Source organism: Pseudomonas sp. FW306-02-D09B, from assembly GCF_058782685.1.
In genome coordinates, this window is record NZ_JBYSXY010000014.1 from 66,491 (window position 1) to 85,040 (window position 18,550).

Annotated in this window: 18 protein-coding genes; 4 read left to right on the forward strand and 14 right to left on the reverse strand. The window is 60.8% G+C overall.

What is annotated here, in order from left to right:
- Positions 1 to 6: 6 nt before the first annotated feature.
- From AC3WK5_RS21775 to AC3WK5_RS21810, 8 genes are all read right to left on the reverse strand, one after another.
- A complete protein-coding gene (locus AC3WK5_RS21775) occupies positions 7 to 672 on the reverse strand; it encodes an amino acid ABC transporter permease (protein ID WP_054595642.1) in 666 nt (221 codons plus the stop codon).
- Positions 673 to 893: 221 nt separating this feature from the next.
- Positions 894 to 1,712 carry an ABC transporter substrate-binding protein gene (locus AC3WK5_RS21780; RefSeq protein ID WP_103318457.1) on the reverse strand — a complete coding sequence of 273 codons (819 nt, stop codon included), beginning with the start codon at positions 1,710 to 1,712 and terminating at the stop codon, positions 894 to 896.
- Positions 1,713 to 1,993: 281 nt separating this feature from the next.
- Positions 1,994 to 2,740 carry an AraC family transcriptional regulator gene (locus AC3WK5_RS21785; protein WP_054595644.1) on the reverse strand — a complete coding sequence of 249 codons (747 nt, stop codon included), beginning with the start codon at positions 2,738 to 2,740 and terminating at the stop codon, positions 1,994 to 1,996.
- A 28-nt stretch (positions 2,741 to 2,768) separates the two neighbouring features.
- Positions 2,769 to 4,037, reverse strand: coding sequence for an NAD(P)/FAD-dependent oxidoreductase (locus AC3WK5_RS21790; RefSeq protein WP_103318460.1), 1,269 nt, complete (start codon positions 4,035 to 4,037; stop codon positions 2,769 to 2,771).
- Complete coding sequence (locus tag AC3WK5_RS21795; protein WP_103318462.1) at positions 4,034 to 4,270, reverse strand: (2Fe-2S)-binding protein; 237 nt, start codon at positions 4,268 to 4,270, stop codon at positions 4,034 to 4,036. Before AC3WK5_RS21795 ends, AC3WK5_RS21790 begins: the two co-directional genes overlap by 4 nt.
- The gene (locus AC3WK5_RS21800) at positions 4,267 to 5,382 is read right to left on the reverse strand and encodes an NAD(P)/FAD-dependent oxidoreductase (RefSeq protein WP_103318464.1); all 1,116 of its coding nucleotides are present in this window, start codon (positions 5,380 to 5,382) and stop codon (positions 4,267 to 4,269) included. The genes AC3WK5_RS21795 and AC3WK5_RS21800 overlap by 4 nt, the downstream gene beginning before the upstream one ends.
- The gene (locus tag AC3WK5_RS21805; RefSeq protein ID WP_103318466.1) at positions 5,379 to 6,314 is read right to left on the reverse strand and encodes a 4-hydroxyproline epimerase; all 936 of its coding nucleotides are present in this window, start codon (positions 6,312 to 6,314) and stop codon (positions 5,379 to 5,381) included. The genes AC3WK5_RS21800 and AC3WK5_RS21805 overlap by 4 nt, the downstream gene beginning before the upstream one ends.
- Before the next feature lie 106 nt (positions 6,315 to 6,420).
- Complete coding sequence (locus AC3WK5_RS21810; protein ID WP_054595649.1) at positions 6,421 to 7,101, reverse strand: GntR family transcriptional regulator; 681 nt, start codon at positions 7,099 to 7,101, stop codon at positions 6,421 to 6,423.
- 178 nt (positions 7,102 to 7,279) lie between these two features.
- Here AC3WK5_RS21810 and AC3WK5_RS21815 point away from each other — a divergent pair, with 178 nt between their 5' ends.
- Complete coding sequence (locus tag AC3WK5_RS21815) at positions 7,280 to 7,567, forward strand: PA4642 family protein (RefSeq protein WP_103318468.1); 288 nt, start codon at positions 7,280 to 7,282, stop codon at positions 7,565 to 7,567.
- Between the two features lie 162 nt (positions 7,568 to 7,729).
- Here the strand turns inward: AC3WK5_RS21815 and mqo are convergent, their stop codons facing one another.
- Both mqo and AC3WK5_RS21825 read right to left on the reverse strand, forming a co-directional pair.
- Positions 7,730 to 9,238 carry a malate dehydrogenase (quinone) gene (gene mqo / locus AC3WK5_RS21820; RefSeq protein ID WP_103318470.1) on the reverse strand — a complete coding sequence of 503 codons (1,509 nt, stop codon included), beginning with the start codon at positions 9,236 to 9,238 and terminating at the stop codon, positions 7,730 to 7,732.
- 751 nt (positions 9,239 to 9,989) lie between these two features.
- Entirely contained in the window at positions 9,990 to 10,214 is a 225-nt protein-coding gene (locus AC3WK5_RS21825) for a hypothetical protein (RefSeq protein ID WP_103318472.1), read from the reverse strand.
- 182 nt (positions 10,215 to 10,396) lie between these two features.
- Here AC3WK5_RS21825 and AC3WK5_RS21830 point away from each other — a divergent pair, with 182 nt between their 5' ends.
- Positions 10,397 to 10,981, forward strand: coding sequence for a YajG family lipoprotein (locus tag AC3WK5_RS21830; protein ID WP_054595653.1), 585 nt, complete (start codon positions 10,397 to 10,399; stop codon positions 10,979 to 10,981).
- A gap of 780 nt (positions 10,982 to 11,761) precedes the next feature.
- Positions 11,762 to 12,172, forward strand: coding sequence for a nucleoside diphosphate kinase regulator (gene rnk / locus AC3WK5_RS21835; protein ID WP_054594614.1), 411 nt, complete (start codon positions 11,762 to 11,764; stop codon positions 12,170 to 12,172).
- 6 nt (positions 12,173 to 12,178) lie between these two features.
- Here the strand turns inward: rnk and AC3WK5_RS21840 are convergent, their stop codons facing one another.
- From AC3WK5_RS21840 to AC3WK5_RS21850, 3 genes are all read right to left on the reverse strand, one after another.
- The gene (locus AC3WK5_RS21840; RefSeq protein ID WP_103317897.1) at positions 12,179 to 15,028 is read right to left on the reverse strand and encodes a class I adenylate cyclase; all 2,850 of its coding nucleotides are present in this window, start codon (positions 15,026 to 15,028) and stop codon (positions 12,179 to 12,181) included.
- A gap of 184 nt (positions 15,029 to 15,212) precedes the next feature.
- Positions 15,213 to 15,458 (reverse strand): TIGR02647 family protein, encoded by a 246-nt coding sequence (locus tag AC3WK5_RS21845; protein ID WP_019694230.1) that lies wholly within the window; start codon positions 15,456 to 15,458, stop codon positions 15,213 to 15,215.
- 287 nt (positions 15,459 to 15,745) lie between these two features.
- Entirely contained in the window at positions 15,746 to 16,030 is a 285-nt protein-coding gene (locus tag AC3WK5_RS21850) for a hypothetical protein (RefSeq protein ID WP_054594612.1), read from the reverse strand.
- Between the two features lie 125 nt (positions 16,031 to 16,155).
- Here AC3WK5_RS21850 and AC3WK5_RS21855 point away from each other — a divergent pair, with 125 nt between their 5' ends.
- The gene (locus tag AC3WK5_RS21855; protein WP_103317895.1) at positions 16,156 to 16,815 is read left to right on the forward strand and encodes a glutathione S-transferase family protein; all 660 of its coding nucleotides are present in this window, start codon (positions 16,156 to 16,158) and stop codon (positions 16,813 to 16,815) included.
- 126 nt (positions 16,816 to 16,941) lie between these two features.
- Here the strand turns inward: AC3WK5_RS21855 and argH are convergent, their stop codons facing one another.
- On the reverse strand, positions 16,942 to 18,336 hold the full coding sequence (argH, locus tag AC3WK5_RS21860; RefSeq protein WP_103317893.1) for an argininosuccinate lyase: 1,395 nt from the start codon (positions 18,334 to 18,336) through the stop codon (positions 16,942 to 16,944).
- Positions 18,337 to 18,550 lie beyond the last annotated feature (214 nt).

Consider the following 18,550-nt stretch of genomic DNA (forward strand, 5'->3'; position numbering starts at 1 on the left):
GACCTCCTAGTACCGAAACAAACGCCAGGCCAGCAGGCGGGCGATCAACACCACCAGCTTGGCCAGGACGAAGTAGAGGACGGCGGCGATGGCGAAGAACTCGAAGGTGCGAAAGGTCTTCACGTTCAGCGCCTGGGTCACGCCGGTCAGGTCGCTGGTCAGGCCGACCACCACGCCCAGTGATGTCATCAGCAAGGCCCAGACCATTTGATTGGTCAGCGGGTAAAACACCACGCGCAGCAATTGCGGCAGGACCACCAGTCGATAAGCCTTCGGTGCGCTCATGCCCAGCGAGCGGGCGGCGCGCAATTGGGTTTCCGGCACGGCGTTGAGGCCGCCGCGAAAGGTCTCCGCCAGGTAACCGGCGTTGTTGAAGGTGATGCCGATCAGCAATGCCAGCCATGAGCCCATGTGAATGCCAAAGGCGCCGAGGCCGAAGTACAGGATGTAGACCTGAAACAGGGCTGGCGTGTTGCGTGCAATCGACACCCAACTGGCGGCCATCGCCCGCAACAGGCGCTTGTCGGACAGTTGGCCGAGGGCCAGGAACATGGCGATCAGCGTGCCGGCCAACATCGACAGCACCGCGATTTCCAGAGTGATCCGCGCGCCGTCGAGCATTTCCGGCAACGCCTGGAAGGCGGCGCGCCAATGGAAGGTGTAGTCGAACATCAAAGGAGTTCCTTGGTTTTCAACTGGTTTGGGGGCCGGGTTTATCCTGAATATCTATCGGCTAAACGCAGAACCTGTGGCGAGGGAGCTTGCTCCCGCTGGACTGCGTAGCAGTCCCATTTTCAGGGCCGCTCCGCGCCCCAGCGGGAGCAAGCTCCTGCGCCCAGGTTCTGCACTTGACTGACATTCAGGGCCAGCCCATCCCCTCGGCTATGCAGTCCTTAGCGATACACGCCGCTGGCCGTCAGCTGTGGCGCGGTGCCGCCGACCCATTGCGCGAACAACTCCTGATACCGCCCGGAGCGCACCTGGTGGTTGACGAACAGGTTCAGGTAGTTGATCAGGCCGAACTCATTGCGCTTGGCGCCCAGCGACACGTAGTCGATGTCATACGGTGCGGTGCCGGCGACGCTGAGGTTTTTGTACTTGCCGGACTTGATCAGTGACGAGGCGACCGTCGAGGTCACGGTCGTCGCGTCGATCTGCCCCTGGCTCAGCGCAAGCACCGCGTCGGCCAGCGACTGGTAGGCATGGAAAGCGCCCTTGGCGTTGGCCCATTTCTTCACGTCGTTTTCCAGTGCGATGGCTTCAAACGTGCCGGCCGGTCCGCCGACCGAATGACCCTTGAGGTCATCGTAGGATTTGATCCCGGCGTCGCTGCGGGTCAGCACCACCATCTGGAAGGCGAAGTAGGGAATGGTCATGCCCACGGTCTTGGCCCGCTCCAGGGTGTCGGAGGTGGAGGCGACGATCACGTCGGCGCGGCCGGAAACCAGTGCCGGGATTCGGTCAGGGAACGGCGTCTCGACAATCTCGGCTTTGACCCCGAGGGTTTTTGCCAGGTCATTGCAGTAGTCGACATCGAAGCCGGCCGGGGTGTTCTTCTCATCGCGAAAACCCATCGGCGGGAAGTCCAGGGTGACCGCACAACGCAAGCTGCCGGACTCGATGATGTCGTCGAGTTTGTCGGCCTGGGCCTGGGCGATGAACGCGCTGCTCAGCAGGGCTGTAATGAAGACGGCGGGTGCAGGATTTTTCATAAGGGGCCTCGTTGTCGGATGGTGTCGAGCGTTGGGCAGTTCTTATCAAATGTGTATTTAGAATTTCGTATACGATATTTGATATGCACTGGGTGTGCCAAAAAACCGCGAGCCACATCGGGTTAAACCTTCGACGGCCTGCAAGGCCCGAAACAGACGCCAGCCGCCAGCGACGCAGATTCCGGCCAGGGACATACGCGGCAAAGACGGACGCCTCGACGACGGGTGTCGTGTCACAAAAGGGAGCAGGGTTTGGCGGGGTGCGCAGTAACGGGTAACAGTCAGCGATGGTTGTCGCGGTACTGCGAAGGGGACACGCCGGTGAGCGCCTTGAACTGGCGGCTGAAGGCGCTATGGTCGGTGTAGCCGCAGCGCAGGGCGATCTCGGTGATCGGCAGTTCGCCCGACAGCAGTTGCGTGGCTGCACCCAAGCGTGCCTTGTGAATCATCTGCCGGGGTGTCAGCTGGAAGATCCGTTTGCACAGGCGCTCCAGTTGCGCCACGGAAAACCCGCTGAGGGCTGTGAGCTCACCGAGCGCAATGTGTTGTGCGTAGTGCTCGCGGATATGCCCGTCGACCGCCGCGAGTTTTTCGTAAGCCGGATGACTGGACTGGGGGGCGAGCAGATCGTAGGAAATCCCCGCCATGCCGATAATGCGGCCCTGTGTATCGCGCAGTGCCAGTTTGTGGGTCAGGCACCAGCCAGGTTCGCGTCCGGGATAAAGGTGCAACTCCAGCTGATCGCTCAACGGGCTGCCGTCACTCAGTACTCGCCGGTCCTGCTCGGTGTAATGCGGGCCGAAGTGCGAGGGGAACACCTGCTCAGCCGTTTTACCGAGAAGCGCGTTGGGCTCTTTGGCGCCACAGCGCTGGGCCAGGGTCTGATTGATCAGCACGTAGCGGGCGGCGGTGTCCTTGATGAAGAACACCACGCCGGGCATGGCATCGAGCAGCGGAGTGATCAGTTGCAAACTGCCCAATAGCTCGGGCAGGTCGCGGGGGCAGGGCAATGTCAGGGGGAACGTCATCTGGTGGCGGCCCGCAGGGATGAGGGCCTTACTCTACGGTGACGGACGCGCCATTGGGAAGCTCGGCAAGCTGCAACAGCGTGTCGATGCGCGTTGGGGAAAACGGCGGGCGTGGCGCCGGTTGTGGCCAGTCGAACAGGTAACGGGTCGCCGCGCCACAGACTCGCCCCTGGCAGGCGCCCATGCCGCAGCGGGTGTGCAGTTTGGCCTGGTTCCAGCCATTGCAAGTCTTGAGCGCCGACAGCGCCACGTCTTCACAACGGCAGATCAGCGTGTCGGGCGTTGCCAGCTGTTTGAGTTCATCGCGCAAGGCAAAGCTGCGCCGTAACTGATCGGCGAACGCTTGCCTGCGCTGTCGTTGTGGCCAGAGTGCGCGGGCCTGCTGCACCTCGCCGACGGCCATCAGCCCAGCGATGGCACCTTCGACCAGCGCCAGCTCACTGCCCCCGAAACCTGTACATTCGCCCGCGGCATAGTGTCCGTTCAGGCTGCTGAGCTGGCTGGTGTCGACGGCAATTGCGTCGTCCTTTAATTCGCAGCCCAGGGCTTGGGCCAATTGGGTATTGGGGATCAGGCCGAAGCCGCAGGCCAGTCGCTCGCAGGGGATGTCGACGATCCGCCCCTGACGGTTCAGGCGAACGCCTTGCAGGTGACTGTCGCCATAGGCTTCGAGGACATGACTGTCGCAGCGGTAGTGACGATCAAACAGTTGAACCGCTTGCAGGCCTTTGGCCGGCCATTTGCGCAGTTGCAAGGCGAACCTGGCGACCGCACTCAGTGGCGCTTGTTCGGCAATCTGCAAAACCTGAGCGCCAGCCTTTTTCGCGGTAGCGGCGCTGGCCAGCAGCAGCGGGCCACTGCCGGCAATCACCAGCCGCTCGCCGGCCACCGGCATGCCGCCCTTGATCAGCGCTTGCAGCCCGCCCGCGCCGGTGACGCCGGGCAAGGTCCAGCCAGGAAACGGCAGCAACAGTTCACGGGCACCGGTGCACAGAATCAGTTGTTCGTACTCGATGATCCAGCCGTGCTCGGGGTCTTCCAGCAACAGTTTTTTCGGGCCGGCCAAGGCGACTACACGTGTTGAGTTGAACACCTGCACGTTGCTCGCCGCTGCCAGTTTCTGGCGATGAGCCTGGGCATTGGCCGGCAAGTGTGCGTTAACCCCATCACGCCAGATTTGCCCGCCAGGTGCGGGGTTGTCATCGATGATGGCGATGCGTGCGCCGCTCGGTGCGGCGGCCAACGCGGCCGCCATGCCTGCCGGTCCTGCGCCGATAATCAGCAGCTCGACGTTCATGGCCGGGTCTCCACGCGCATGCCTGTGCGGCAGGTGGTTTGGCAGGCGAGGCGGCGCTGCCCGTCGATGTTCACCCGGCACTCCTGGCAAACCCCCATCCCGCAAAAAGGTGCCCGACGCTTGCCGCTGACCGAGGTTCGGCTGCAGCCGTCGCCTGCCAGATAGAGCAGCGCCGCAACCGTCGTGCCGGCATCGACCGCTACCGTGCGGCCGTCGAGACTCACTTCAATCATGCGCGTAACCCTTGTGCAGTGGACAGGAAGCGCCCCGGCAGGTAAGGCGTCGGGTCGATGGCCGGAATGGTTTTACACAGCTGCGCGGCCAACAGCTGTGCGCTGCCGGGGGCGGTGGTCACGCCCAATCCTTCATGCCCGGCCGCCAGCCACAAACCTGCTTGCTGTGGGTGTTCGCCGAGCAGCGGCAAGCCATCGGGCGTGGCCGCGCGCAGGCCGGTCCAGCTGCGGATAGCGTTCATCCCGGCCAGTTCCGGCAAATAGTCGATCGCCCGGCGCAGCATGCGCGCCAACACGGCCGGTTCGACGCTCAAGTCGGTGGTGTCGAACTGACGCGATGAGCCGAGAAAGAGTTGCCCGGTCGGACGTGGCTGGGCATTGAAGGCCACCGAGGTGCCTTCGCTGGCGTGAGCACTGGTGACATAGCCTAGTTCGACCAGCTGATGATGAATCTTGCCGGGGTAACGGTCGGTGATCAGCAGATGCCCCTTCTTCGGCCTAATCGGCAGGTCGGGGCACAGCTCGGTGGCGTGAATACCATTGGCCAATACCACCGCTTCGGCACGCAACCGCTCGCCGGAGCTCAAGCGCAACTGGTTGCCGTCGACCTGCGTGACCTCCACCGTGCGCCGCGTGATCCGCCCAGCGCTCTGATTGAGCAGCCAGTGCGCGGCGTTTGGCGCATAGAGAATGCCGTCGCCGCTGACCTTCAGCGCACCGCTCAGGCCGGGACGGAGCATCGGTTCGGCCTTGTAGAGGGCGTGCGGGTCGAGCATTTCGCAGTCGATGCCACGGGCCTTGAGCATCTGACGTTTGTGCTCGGCGCCGGCCATTTCCTCGTCATTGGCGGCCAGCCACAGCGTGCCGCAATTGCGGTAGGCGCAATCGGGGTGAAGACGCGGCACCCATTGCCGCCAGAGCTCGATGGAGTATTGGCTCAGCGCCAGCTCCGCCGGGTTGTCATCCATCGCCACCAGATGGCCCATGCCGACTGCCGTGGCACCGCCGCGCTGGCTGTCGAGCACCAGCACGTCGAGCCCGCGTTGCGCCAGCTCGAAGGCACAGGCACTGCCGACAATGCCGGCGCCGATGACGATAACGTCGGCATTCATGAACCGATGCCCCATACGAACGGGTCGTCTTCCTCCAGCAACAAGTGATTCTCGCCACTCATGTGGGCGCGACCGCGAATCGTCGGAATGATGCGCTGTTCGTCGAGCCGCTCGTAGCTGGCTTCGAACTGGCTGCCGATCACACTGGCCTGGCGCCAGACTTCACCGGGCTGCAATTTGCCGTCGGCTGCCAGGCACGCCAGCTTGGCGCTGGTGCCAGTGCCGCAAGGCGAGCGGTCGTAGGCTTTGCCGGGGCAGAGGACAAAGTTGCGGCTGTCGGCCACCGGGTCGTCGGCAAACAGCTCGATGTGATCGATTTCGCCGCCGTCCTCGCCGCGAATGCCGTGGTTCTCCAGTGCTTCGCGGACTGCCCAGGTGTAGGCGGTCAGGGCTTCGAGGTTGTCGCTGGCGATGCGTTGGCCGTGGTCGGCGATCAGGAAAAACCAGTTGCCGCCCCAGGCGATGTCGCCGCTGACGAAGCCGTAACCCGGCAGTGTCAGTTGCACGGCTTTGCGATAGCGATAGGCCGGGACGTTGCGCACGCTGACCGAGCGATCCGCGTGCAACGTCGCCTCGACCGTGCCGACCGGGGTTTCGATCCGGTGCACACCAGGCTCGATGCGTTCGAGATACGCCAGCGAGGCCACCAGGCCAATCGTGCCGTGACCGCACATGCCGAGGTAACCGCTGTTATTGAAGAAAATCACCCCGGCACAGGCTTCGGGATCTTGCGGCTCGCAGAGCAGGGCGCCAACCAGCACATCGCTGCCACGCGGTTCAAGCACCGTGGCGGTGCGCCAGTGGTCGTGCTCTTCGGCGAGGCGGCGCTTGCGTTCGGCCATGGAGCCGCTGCCCAGTTCCGGGAAGCCGGCGATGACCAGGCGTGTCGGTTCACCGCCAGTGTGAGAATCGAGGACGTGGATACGTTTCATGAAGGGCGCCACCTTGCACAGGAAATGTCTGTGCAAGACTGGCGTTTGAGGCGCGGGATGGCTTGAGGGTTTTAACCGTTACCGATGACGAAATCGGCACACCCGATCAGATCCGCGCGGGGGCATTGGGCAGGTGTTCATAGAGCGTGCGGCACACGCCAATGATGTGTTGCTCGATCAGTTCGGCGGCTTTGTCGGCGTCACCGGCCCGGCACGCGGCGATAATCTCGCGGTGCTCGTGGTCCGCACGGTCCTTGCCTTCGGAAAAACTCATCTGCATGCGCAGGTAGCGTTCGACCTTGTCGTGAATCGAGCGAATCAGGTTGAGCAGGAACGGCCGCTGCGCCGGCTCGTAGAGGCAGGCGTGCAGCGCCCAGTTCAACTCGGCCCAGCGCCCGATGTTGTTTTCGTCGAGGAACTCGGCACAGATGCTTTCGGCGCGGGCGAACGTGGCTTCGGTCATGTTCGGCACGGCCAGGCGAATTGCCTGGACCTCCAGCAGCACCCGGACTTCAAAGATCTGCGCCAGCTCGGGCTCGGAAATCTTCGTCACCACCGCGCCCTTGTTGCGTTGAAACTGCACCAGGCCTTCCGCCTCAAGGCGTTTGAGCGCCTCGCGCACAGGGATCTTGCTGACGTTGAACAAGCGGGCGATGTCGTCCTGACGGATCGGCTCGTCTTCGGCAAAGTGACCGCCGATGATGGCCTCGCGCAGATGCTTGACGATGACTTCCGACGCTGAAGGCACAATCCCCAGATTGGGGGCATTGAAGCTGGGTAGAGGCACGTGAATGAATCCCGGCAGGCGTGATGGCGAATATTGTATACGAGCGCGTCAGCGCACCAAGCGCTTTTCCGCCAGGCGCATTGTCTGGGCGCACGCATTGAGTGCTGGTCGTTGAGGCTTGGGGCGGGGCGGGGGTAAACTGCCCGCCCCGTGAGATGTCTGCGAACTGGAGTCGGCAATGCGTAAAGATAAGAAGCAGGTGATTGGTGACGAGATCGGCGATGCGCAGATCAAATTGTTCCTCGATTTTGAACCGGTCGACGCGACATCACCGTCCTTGCACAAACTGATCAAGGCCTACCGTGGCCTGCGTATCGACGATTTCGAGCGTTTCCTGGCGTTCTTCATCGAGGCCGGTTACGACCTGGACGGCAAGGACGAGCACGGCAAGGACTTCGTTGCCCTGATCCAGGATCAGCGCAATGCCGCCGACTACATCGAGTTGATCCAGAAAGCTCGCGGCTGACCTGTGCCTGTAGGAGCGGGGGGGCGCCTAGCTCTTGCCGGCGATGGCGATCTCAAGGACGCCATCGCCGGCAAGCCGTGCTCCTACAGGTGGCGATAACAAAAACGCCCCGCTCTCAACGAGAACGGGGCGTTTTCTTTTTTGGGGGAAGGGGGGCGAGCCTCAAGCGAAGCTTGGGGTCTCGCTGCTTTCTTCAACCAGTTCCAGCGCGATGTTGTTCTGCGCATTGATCTTGCGATACAGCGCAGCATCGGTTTCCAGGACTTTTTCCCGGGCCGGGAAGATTTCGGCCAGCTTGGCTGCCCACTCACCCTTGGCTTTGTTCGGGAAGCATTTTTCGATCAGCTCAAGCATGATCGACACCGTGACCGAGGCGCCAGGCGAGGCACCGAGCAGCGCGGCAAGCGATCCGTCCTTGGCCGCAACCAGTTCGGTACCGAACTGCAGGATGCCGCCTTTTTTCGGGTCTTTCTTGATGATTTGCACGCGCTGGCCAGCGACTTCCAGACGCCAGTCTTCGGCCTTGGCCTGAGGGTAGAAGCGGCGCAGCGATTCCAGGCGTTGTTCCATCGATTGCATCACTTCGCTGACCAGGTACTTGGTCAGGTCCATGTTGTTTTTCGCCACGGCCAGCATCGGGCCGATGTTGCCGAGGCGAACCGACATCGGCAGGTCCATGAACGAACCGTGCTTGAGGAACTTGGTGGTGAAGCCGGCGTAAGGTCCGAACAGCAGGGACTTCTGGCCATCGACGACACGGGTGTCCAGGTGCGGCACCGACATCGGTGGCGAACCCACCGCTGCCTGGCTGTAGACCTTGGCCTGGTGGTGCTTGACCACTTCCGGGTTGTCGCAACGCAGCCATTGGCCGCTGATCGGGAAACCGCCGAAACCTTTGCTTTCTTCGATACCCGAAGCCTGCAACAACGGCAAGGCCGCGCCGCCAGCACCGAGGAAGACGAACTTGGCGTCGACTTCGCGGGTGTTGCCGCTGTTGACGTCCTTGATGCTGACGGTCCAGCCGTTGCCGTTGCGCTTGAGACCGGTCACGCGCTTGCAGTACTTGACCTGGGCGTCGGGTGCGCTGGTCAGGTGCTTGAGCAGTTGATTGGTCAGGGCGCCGAAGTTGACGTCGGTGCCGTTGATCACGCGGGTCGCGGCGATGACTTCGTCGGCCGGACGACCAGGCATCATCAATGGCATCCATTCGGCCATTTTTGCCTTGTCTTCGGTGTACTCCATCTCGGAGAAGGCGTGGTGCTTGCTCAGCACCTTGAAACGTTCCTTGAGGAATGAAACGCCTGACTCACCTTGCACGAAGCTCAGGTGCGGGACCGGGCTGATGAAGGATTTCGACGAGCCGAAGGTGCCTTTTCGGGTCAGGTAGGACCAGAACTGCTTCGACACCTCGAACTGGGTGTTGATGTGCACGGCTTTCTTGATGTCGACGCTGCCGTCAGCGGCCTGTGGCGTGTAGTTCAGCTCACATAGCCCGGCGTGCCCGGTACCGGCGTTGTTCCACGGGTTGGAACTCTCCGCGGCACCGGAATCCATCAGCTCGACGACTTCCAGCTTGATCGCGGGGTCGAGCTCTTTGAGCAATACAGCAAGGGTGGCACTCATGATGCCGGCCCCAACCAGTACTACGTCGACTGCTTCGTTATGCGCCATTTAACGCGTCTCCAAAATCTGCAGCACCAAATTGTCGGCATAGCTGCCAGGCGTGACGGGGCATGCTCTGTAGAGCCCCGGGTCACCCATGGCCAGGATCGCCATGTCCGAATCTTCGCAATTTTTTGCAACTTCGACAGACGCTACCTACCGGGCTCAGGGTTCCTATGAACTCACTTCAGCGCGCGGGAGGCAATTCGACTTATGGTCGATACGTCCGTTTGTGCAACCAAATCCGTAGTGGACAGGCTTCAGGCTCCAGTTCTTGAGGAGTACTCGGTCCTGTGTCGTTGGGCTGTTGTAGACGCTAATGGTGCATATTCAGACGCAAAACTATTCATTTGCTCGCCACACTCTTGTGAAGTTGTGAAAACCCGTTTTTTTCACGCTCTTTTGAAGACGTGAACCTCAAAAAAGGGCTGTCCCAGCCTGGCACCGTGTCCGCATGGATTGCCGCCATGGGATACAGGGCAGGCAAAACGGGCAAACAGCTCAGTGACCGAGCGTAACGACAGCTCTGGCAGATTCGCGAAAAGTGGTGGTTTGCAGGATAAACAGCAAGCTCGCCAGCTTCACTCGATCTGTGTGGGCGGCTCTCTGTGGGCGGTGCGGGGGTTGTCAATACAAGCGCATTGACGATGCTGCGAGGCCCGATCAGGAGACGTCCTTATAATCGGGGGGAGATTGTAGCGAAGAAACGCAGGGAAATGGTCGTGTTTAATGACTTTTATTAGCCGTTCGGTCAGGTGGGCTAAACGGCATGCAACCGTGCATGAGCATTGCGCGGGCTCAGACGGGCGCTGGCCGGCAGCGGCTGGTGCAGCCAGTTGAGACGAATCTCTTCGATTTCCACCCAACCATCGCCCTCTGGCGGCACGCGACAGTGCTTGAACGCCAGGCAGCATTGATTGCTGTCGAGCTGGGCGAAGTAGCGATATTTGCGGCGTGGAGCAAACAGCGACCAAAGAAATTGCATGGCAATGCCCTCGAGGTGAGACGGCCTTGAAGTTAGCAGTGTGGCATGACACTGGCGTTACGGAGCACCCGATACACGTGACATTGCGTATCTCTTCAGCAAGTGTTCAGGGTTGCTGGTTCGAAGGTGCTGCCCCCCGCTATACTGCGGGTCTGTCTGTATTTGTATCTGGAGAGTAGCGCATGTTGCAACGCCTGTTGTTCGGTTTGATCACTGTGACCAGCTTGACCCTGGTTGGCTGCGCCAACAGCCCGCAACAACTAGCCCCGGAGCCGAAACTGACGACTCAGTTGGCTCCAGTCGGACATGGTCAGCCGGTGGTGGTGAGGGTGGTTGATGGCCGTCCGTCGCCAACCTTGGGCACTCGTGGTGGCCTGTACCCTGAAACCAGCGCAATCACGGTGCAAGGTGCGCAAATTCTGCCGAAGCTGCAGGCCCAGGCCGAAGCGGCTGTGCGTTTGCTGGGTTTCACACCAACGCCTAATGCTTACAACGTGCCGCAGTTGACGGTGACGCTGGCGGAGCTGACGTATCAGTCGCCCAAAGAAGGCATGTATGTGACTGAGGCGACGATTGGCGCGGCTTTCCGCTCTGATGTGCAGAATGCCAACCATCGTTACAGTGGCCGTTATGCGGCGTCGCTGAATCAGCGTTTTGGTATGGCGCCGAATCAGGAAACCAACACCAAGCTGGTGAGCGATGTGCTGAGCGATGCGTTGACCCGGTTATTCAAGGATCCGACGGTGGGTCAGATGCTCGCCCAATAACGGCTGGTTATCCTCAAAACCCCGGTGTCGGTGATGGCTCCGGGGTTTTTTGTGCCTGCCGGTTTTTTGGGGGGAAGGCTTTCTGTAGGAGCCGAGCTTGCTCGCGATGGCGGCCTGACAGCCGACCAATCTCCCGCAGATGTACCCCAATCAAACCTGTGCCGGGCTTGCCCGCGATGGCGGCCTGACAGCCGACCAATCTCTCGCAGGTGTACACCAATCCATTGTGGGAGCCGGGCTTGCCCGCGATGGCGGCCTGACAGCCGACCAATCTCTTGCAGGTGTACATATCCATTCCTGCGGTAACGGCCACTTACGGTTTCGCTCTTACAGCGACTCCCTTTGGCAGACGCCCCAAAGGAAGCAAAGGTCTTCGCCCCAAGCGTACGGCACCTCGCTTAGGCTCGGCGTTCCCTCGCTACGGTGTCCATCAGGGGGGCATCGCCTACGGTCTGCTTCGCGACGACCTCCTCTCGATGTGTCCGGCTGCGCCGTACGGCGCTGCGCGCCCACCCCCTGATGAACACCTCCACTCGGCCTCCCGATAGGGGCGGGTGGATCAAGATCAACAGCAACAGCACGGCGGCCTGCCGGCCGGCCTGAGTGGGGGGGGGGGTGGTCTGAGTGGTTGGTTGGTTGGTTGGGGGGCGGCGGCTTGTATATTTTTTGAGCTGTGATAGTGTCCGGGTACGCCTCAACTCATCGAGGCCGGTGAAAACCCCGCCTATTTCTGGCGGGGTTTTGCTTTTGTCGTGCAGAAAAAAGGAGTCTGCCTTAATCATGACCGCACCTTCCATCATCCTTACCCGCCTGGACGTGCAACGTCTGGAGCGTTTGATCGACAGCCTGGATGACTCGCTGCCAGGTGTTATCGCGCTGCAAACCGAACTGGATCGCGCCGATACGCTGGTCGGTCACGATGAAGTGCCTGCCGATGTCGTGACCATGAACTCGCGCGTGCATTGCCGTGAAGAAAGCAGTGGCAAGGACTATCACCTGACCCTGGTTTATCCACAGGACGCCAATGCCGACGAAGGCCGGATTTCCATTCTGGCGCCGGTAGGCAGCGCATTGCTCGGTTTGAAGGTTGGCCAGCACATCGACTGGCCGGCACCGGGTGGCAAGACCTTGAAGCTGACCCTGCTTGAGGTTGAGTCGCAACCCAAGAATGGCGGCGACTGCGCGTTCTGACACGCCTCAGGCCTGTTCGAGCGCCTTGTTCAATGCGCGCTCCAGGTCTGCCTTGTAGCGCAGGTAAAGATTGCTCGAACCCTGACCATCACCGAGCAGGCCGGACAGGTCCAGGTCGGTGATGTAGCAGCGATAGTGTTGCGCCTCGCGACGCTGCCCGACGATCTCCTGCGCCACCACGGCAAATAGCTGGTCGCCATGCTCCAGCTCGGAAAACTCTCGCTGATTGCAATACAGGGTGACCTGGCCTTGCCCCGGTACGGCTTTGCCGACGATTGCCTGGACGTCGTAGAACGGCTTGTTCACCGGTGTCTGCGGCGCCGGGCGTGGCTCGACCCGGCGTGCACGATTAGTGCCCGATGGCAGCAGTTGGTAGTACAGGGTTTCCAGCACCGTCACCGGTTGGGCGGGGTCCATCGGCAACAGCGCGTCACGGCGAAACAGGATCGATTGCAGGAAACGTTGCAGTGGCACCAGCAGGCTTTGCTCGTCGTGATACGGCTGGCGCTGTTGCCACAGGGCATTGAATTCATCCAGCACGTACAGCTCGGCGTGGGCATCGTTGATGCGGTAAAACACCTGAATGCAGTCGGGCTGGCCCATTGGCAGGATCAGCGCCAGGTCGTGGTCCACCAGCGCCATCGGGTCCAGTTGCAGCGGGCTGTAACGGATCAGGTCCTGGTTCAGGTAATCGAGCAGTGCCGACGGGCTGGCCAGCGCGACATGATTGACCTGGCCGGGCACCAGTTCCAGTACGTGGTAATGCTGCTGGACCTGGATCAGGTAGCGATGATTGAGTTTGCTGAGCAACAGGTTCTGCGCGGTATCGAGGACTTCTTCGACACGTTGGGCGATGAACTGCGCACGGTTATGGCAGAAGCAGCGCACTCGCAGTCGAGGTTGCTGTGGGCCGCTTGGCAGATTGTTGAGGTAGTCGCGCAGGCAATCGAGCAGGGCGTGGGCGCCGTCGTAGCGGCTGACCAGCACTTCGTTCCAGCTATTGAGCGTGACCTGGTCAAGGGTCAGCACCAGATTTTCGCGCACCCCGGCGTAGCTCAGCGAGTCTGTGCGCTCGGTGGTCATCAGGATGTTCAGGTCGCGGTGATGCTTGAGCGGGTCGACGCCCACGTTCACCAGAATCAACACCTCGCTCGGCACGCTGGCATGCAGCAGTTGTTCTTCGCTGACGCTGGTCAGGGGCAGCGCGATGGTCTGTTGCAGGCTGCCCAGCAGATTGAACAGCTCGAACTCGCTCAGGTCGCTGCTGCCGGGGTGCAAGGCCAGGCGAGTGCTGCTGTCGATCACGCCGTTACGGTGGCACCAGGTCAGGAGTTCCAGCGGTTCGCGACAGCGCTTGATCGGCGCGAAATGTTCCCACTCCAGATTGCCCAGGTTGCCGTTGTACAAACCCCAGTGGCTCTGCCCAGGCTCTTTCTTGTTTGCTGACTGGACGAGGGTCAGTGTGTCTTCGGCAAGATCCGGTGCGATCCCGGGGTTGATGAACTCGATCTTGTCGGCCTTGCGTTCGAAGGCGGCATACAGCCTGCGACCCAGTACATTGAGGTCGCGCTTGTTGATCAGGCTGACGCTCTGCTCGGTACGGGCGAACTGGGTCAGGAAGCGGTAGCTGTAGTTGAGTTCATTCACCAGGGCCCGGCGTTCGGCGCTGACCTGACGGACCTTCCATTGGCTGCGGCTGTCGAGCATTGCCAGTTGGCGCTGATCCCAGCCCCATTCCTCAGCCAGCCGCTCCAGCAGCAGGCGCTGCCAGCTTTTGTTGCGCTGGCCGCTGTTGCCGGTCAGCTTGCGGTTGACCTTGAGGTACAAGGCGCGCCGAACCAGCTCCAGCCGTTCCGGCTCGCCTCGGGCCGTGAGGTATTCCTCAATGCGCCGGTAGACCACGATGTACGGGTCGAGCTCATCCAGATCGAGACGGTTGGCGAACACGGCTTGCTTGAAGCGCAGGCTCAGGCATTTGACGTTCGGGTGTTCGCTGGCGTAGACCTCGGTCAGCAGCAGCTTGAGCACCGATTTGTAGGGTGACTCGATACCTTTGAACAACTGCCAGAGCCCGGCGCCGATGAATTCGCCGGGTGGAATCCGCGCCAAGTGGCCGAGATCGAGGGTTTCATCGGCGCGGATAAAGCGTTTGGACAGCAATGTATGGGTGTACTGGTCGTAGCCGGTCTCTTCGTACACCGGCACCAGCCACCAGATCGGCGTGCGCCCCGCGAGCCAGATGGCGGTGCGATAGAACTCATCGAGCAGCAAGTAATGCTGGGTGGTGCCGCAGTCATCGGAGCTCAATTGGGTGTCACGTTCGCCGCGGACGAAACGTTGCGGGTCGATCAGAAAGAAATGCGCCTCGGCGCCCTGGCTGGCGGCCCAGATTTCGAGCAGTTGGCATTTTTTACGCAGTTCGGCGAGTTCGCTTTCGCTCAGGTCCGGGGCGTGGCAAACCCACACGTCCATGTCGCTTTGATCGGCCTGGGCGAGCGTGCCGAGGCTGCCCATCAGGAACAGACCCTGAATCGGCCGCGGCGGATTGCCGTGGCGGGGCTTGTAGGAGAAGGAGCGGGTCAGGCGTTGCGCTTCGGCAAGAGCCGTGGCGTCAGGTTCGAAATTCGACAGCCCGGCCGGCGTGCTGCCCGAGACGTAACCTGGCAACAGCGGGTGATTGACATGGAAGAACAGCGGCAGCAGGGTCAAAACCCCTTGCTGGCGGGGTGACAACCCTTCCATGGCTCGGGCCAGTCGGCCGTCATTGAGCTTCAGAAAGCGCGCACGCAACTGGCTGAGAACCTTGCGATCGATTCCTTCGTCCAGATCAGGGCGGATTTCATGGGTGCGGGTCATGTCAGCTCAAACCGGCTCGCAATGCTCGAACGTGGGAAGGTCTCAGGGCGATGGGCAGTTTACAGCCTGATGCTCAGGACTTTTAAGCTGAATTTTGGTTTCTGGCGTCAAATATCTATCGACGAGCGACAGTCTGCCCGCGGAAATCCCGTAGCAGGGGTTCCCGTGGGCGATACGGCAGCGATTATGCGGTTTCTTGGACAGACAGAATGGTCAGAACGGTCTGAATATTCTGTGCGGCATCACGGCCCAGGCTGGTCAGATAACCGCCATCAGGCTGGGTGATCAACTCTTTGTCGAACAGGCGTTGTGCGGCAGCAATGGCTTTCGGGGCAGCGGTCTGATGAATTTTCAAACCTTCCTGGGAACTGTCCAGGTTGAAGAGTGCAAGGATTTCCAGTTCGGCAACCAGCTCAGGGGTAAGCGACATAAGGACTCCAGACTTTCTAGGAATAGACGACAGCGCCCCTAAGGTGAACGCACTCGGGCGAGCTGTCCAGTGTTGCCTTAGAGCTTTTCGTTGCAGGCAGTTGAACGAGCTTGCAGGCGCAGTACCCGTGGCGAGGGAGCTTGCTCCCGTTGGGCTGCGAAGCTGCCCTAAACCCTGCAACCACATTTTACCAGTTGCACCGTATCCAGCGGTTTTGCGATTGCTGCGCAATCGAGCGGGAGCAAGCTCCCTCGCCACAATGAGAGCCGTGCCCGCGCGATAGGGGTTTAGTTCTTTTCTGGCGGCAACTCTGGCAGTGCGCGCAACGCGGCTTCATACCACTCGGTATTGAACGCGCGGTCTTCTTCGAGGAGTGCGTCAATTTCAATGGCCAGAACGTGAGCCATCAATTGCAGGATTTCTTCACGCTCGTAACCGACCAGGGTCAGTTTGTTGAACGTCGCCTTGGCTGCTGGCGGGTTGTCGCTTTCGATCTGGTTTTCGATGGCTTCGATCAGGGTGGTTTCGGCGAATTCTTCTTCGTCGTTGTCGATATCGCTAGGCTCGCTCATGGCAGGCTCCAAAAGGAAAGGTCGCCAGTTTACCTGCATTCAGCCGTGTGATGCTGCTGGCGAGAGTGCTCCCGACGTTCTATAACAGTGGCTGCCAACCCCCTGCACGGCCTGGAGGCTATGTGATGCTCAAGCTTTATGGATTTTCCGTCAGCAACTACTACAACATGGTCAAACATGCGTTGCTGGAAAAGGGCCTGCCCTTTGAGGAAGTAGCGTTTTACGCCGGTCAAAGCCCTGAGGCGCTGGCTATCAGCCCGCGCGGCAAGGTTCCGGTGTTGGGTGTCGAACAAGGGTACGTCAACGAGACCAGTGTGATTCTTCAGTACCTCGATGACACGCAGTCGGGGCCAGAGCTTCTGCCTAAAACACCGTTCGAGCGAGCCCAGGTTCTGGCGCTGGCCAAGGAAATCGAGCTGTACATCGAACTGCCGGCTCGCGCCTGTTTCCCTGAGGCCTTTTTCGGCATGACGGTGCCGGAAGCGATCAAGGAAAAAGCCAGGGCCGAGCTGCTGCTGGGGATTGCGTCACTGGGGCGTCACGGCAAGTTCGCGCCGTACGTCGCGGGCGCAACCCTGAGCGTGGCGGACCTGTACTTCCTGTACAGCGTCAGCGTAGCCTGCGCGGTTGGCAAAAAGCTCTTCGATCTGGATTTGCTGGCCGAGTTGCCAGCCGCCAAGGCGTTGCTTGAGCAATTGGAGCAGACTCCGCATGCCAAGCGCATTGCGGCAGACAAGGACGCGGCGATGCCAGGGTTTTTGGCGATGATCAGCGCCAAGAAGTAAGTTTGTAGCGTTCTTCAGGACGCAATCGCGGGCAAGCCTTGCTCCTACGGATTCGTGTCGTTCACGTGTTTGCGATACGACATAAATCCTGTAGGAGCAAGGCTTGCCCGCGATGCTTTTAGCGATTTAGCGGCTGGCCAACAGCGCCTGACCGCGAACCACAGCGACCTTCACCTGCGCCGGCGCGGTGCCGCCGATGTGGTTACGGGCATTCACCGAGCCTTCCAGGGTCAGGACGGCAAACACGTCCTGTTCGATCTGGTCGCTGAACTTGCGCAGTTCTTCCAGGCTCATCTCTGCCAGATCCTTGCCGGTTTCCACGCCGTACTTCACCGCGTGACCGACGATTTCGTGACAGTCACGGAACGGCAGGCCGCGGCGCACCAGATAATCCGCCAGGTCGGTAGCCGTGGAGAAACCGCGCAACGCCGCTTCACGCATGATGGCGTGCTTTGGCTTGATCGCCGGGATCATGTCGGCAAAGGCCCGCAGCGAGTCGCGCAAGGTGTCGGCAGCGTCGAACAGCGGCTCTTTATCTTCCTGGTTGTCCTTGTTGTAGGCCAATGGCTGGCCTTTCATCAAGGTCAGCAGGCCCATCAGCGCGCCAAACACCCGGCCGCTTTTACCGCGCACCAGTTCCGGGACGTCGGGGTTTTTCTTTTGCGGCATGATCGAGCTGCCGGTGCAGAAGCGATCAGGCAGATCGATGAACTGGAATTGCGCGCTGGTCCACAGCACCAGCTCTTCGGAGAAACGCGACAAGTGCATCATCGCGATGCTCGCAGCGGAGCAGAACTCGATGGCGAAGTCGCGATCCGAAACGTTGTCCAGCGAGTTGCCGCCAACAGCGTCGAAGCCCAGCAGTTGGGCTGTCAGCTCGCGGTCGATCGGGTAGGTGGTGCCGGCCAGTGCGGCGCTGCCGAGCGGCATGCGGTTGGTGCGCTTGCGGCAATCGACCAGGCGCTCGTAGTCGCGGCTGAGCATTTCGAACCAGGCCAGCATGTGATGACCGAAGGTCACGGGCTGTGCAGTTTGCAGGTGGGTGAAGCCGGGCATGATGGTGCCGGACTCACGCTCTGCCTGTTCCAGCAGGCCTTTTTGCAGGCGGGTGATTTCGCTCAGGATCAGGTCGATCTCGTCACGCAGCCACAGGCGGATATCGGTCGCCACCTGGTCGTTGCGGCTGCGGCCGGTGTGCAGCTTCTTGCCGGTGACGCCGATGCGGTCGGTCAGGCGCGCCTCGATGTTCATGTGCACGTCTTCAAGGTCGATGCGCCAGTCGAAGGTGCCGGCCTCGATTTCGCTCTGGATGGTCTTCAGGCCGTCGATGATGCTGTCGCGTTCGGCATCGGTCAGTACGCCGACCTTGGCGAGCATGGTGGCGTGGGCTACGGAGCCCATGATGTCGTGACGATAGAGGCGCTGGTCGAAAGTGACGGAGGCGGTGAAGCGGGCGACGAAGGCGTCGACGGGTTCACTGAAGCGGCCGCCCCAGGACTGATTGGTCTTGTCAGTGCTCATGAATTCGCTCGTGATCGGCTGAAGGAAAATGGCGTTAAAACCTGCGGTGGATAATAACAGGGTTGCTAATCCTGTCGGTGACACTGGTCGCTACGTTTTTTTCTTATTTGACCGGCCATACTCAATCGAGTCGCTGCCGCGTTTACGCAACGATATTTGTCAAATGAGCACTGTCGTCGCGGCAAGCGTCTACAGTTGGACGTGAGGGTCAGCG

What these genes read in the sequence shown, in the direction of transcription:
- AC3WK5_RS21845 (WP_019694230.1), bottom strand. Translation starts at nt 15,458, where the DNA reads ATGTCGCTTACCCCTGAGCTGGTTGCCGAACTGGAAATCCTTGCACTC.
- AC3WK5_RS21805 (WP_103318466.1), bottom strand. Translation starts at nt 6,314, where the DNA reads ATGAAACGTATCCACGTCCTCGATTCTCACACTGGCGGTGAACCGACA.
- AC3WK5_RS21825 (WP_103318472.1), bottom strand. Translation starts at nt 10,214, where the DNA reads ATGCAATTTCTTTGGTCGCTGTTTGCTCCACGCCGCAAATATCGCTAC.
- AC3WK5_RS21850 (WP_054594612.1), bottom strand. Translation starts at nt 16,030, where the DNA reads ATGAGCGAGCCTAGCGATATCGACAACGACGAAGAAGAATTCGCCGAA.
- argH (WP_103317893.1), bottom strand. Translation starts at nt 18,336, where the DNA reads ATGAGCACTGACAAGACCAATCAGTCCTGGGGCGGCCGCTTCAGTGAA.
- AC3WK5_RS21795 (WP_103318462.1), bottom strand. Translation starts at nt 4,270, where the DNA reads ATGATTGAAGTGAGTCTCGACGGCCGCACGGTAGCGGTCGATGCCGGC.
- AC3WK5_RS21840 (WP_103317897.1), bottom strand. Translation starts at nt 15,028, where the DNA reads ATGACCCGCACCCATGAAATCCGCCCTGATCTGGACGAAGGAATCGAT.
- AC3WK5_RS21830 (WP_054595653.1), top strand. Translation starts at nt 10,397, where the DNA reads ATGTTGCAACGCCTGTTGTTCGGTTTGATCACTGTGACCAGCTTGACC.
- rnk (WP_054594614.1), top strand. Translation starts at nt 11,762, where the DNA reads ATGACCGCACCTTCCATCATCCTTACCCGCCTGGACGTGCAACGTCTG.
- AC3WK5_RS21815 (WP_103318468.1), top strand. Translation starts at nt 7,280, where the DNA reads ATGCGTAAAGATAAGAAGCAGGTGATTGGTGACGAGATCGGCGATGCG.
- AC3WK5_RS21775 (WP_054595642.1), bottom strand. Translation starts at nt 672, where the DNA reads ATGTTCGACTACACCTTCCATTGGCGCGCCGCCTTCCAGGCGTTGCCG.
- AC3WK5_RS21780 (WP_103318457.1), bottom strand. Translation starts at nt 1,712, where the DNA reads ATGAAAAATCCTGCACCCGCCGTCTTCATTACAGCCCTGCTGAGCAGC.
- mqo (WP_103318470.1), bottom strand. Translation starts at nt 9,238, where the DNA reads ATGGCGCATAACGAAGCAGTCGACGTAGTACTGGTTGGGGCCGGCATC.
- AC3WK5_RS21855 (WP_103317895.1), top strand. Translation starts at nt 16,156, where the DNA reads ATGCTCAAGCTTTATGGATTTTCCGTCAGCAACTACTACAACATGGTC.
- AC3WK5_RS21800 (WP_103318464.1), bottom strand. Translation starts at nt 5,382, where the DNA reads ATGAATGCCGACGTTATCGTCATCGGCGCCGGCATTGTCGGCAGTGCC.
- AC3WK5_RS21785 (WP_054595644.1), bottom strand. Translation starts at nt 2,740, where the DNA reads ATGACGTTCCCCCTGACATTGCCCTGCCCCCGCGACCTGCCCGAGCTA.
- AC3WK5_RS21790 (WP_103318460.1), bottom strand. Translation starts at nt 4,037, where the DNA reads ATGAACGTCGAGCTGCTGATTATCGGCGCAGGACCGGCAGGCATGGCG.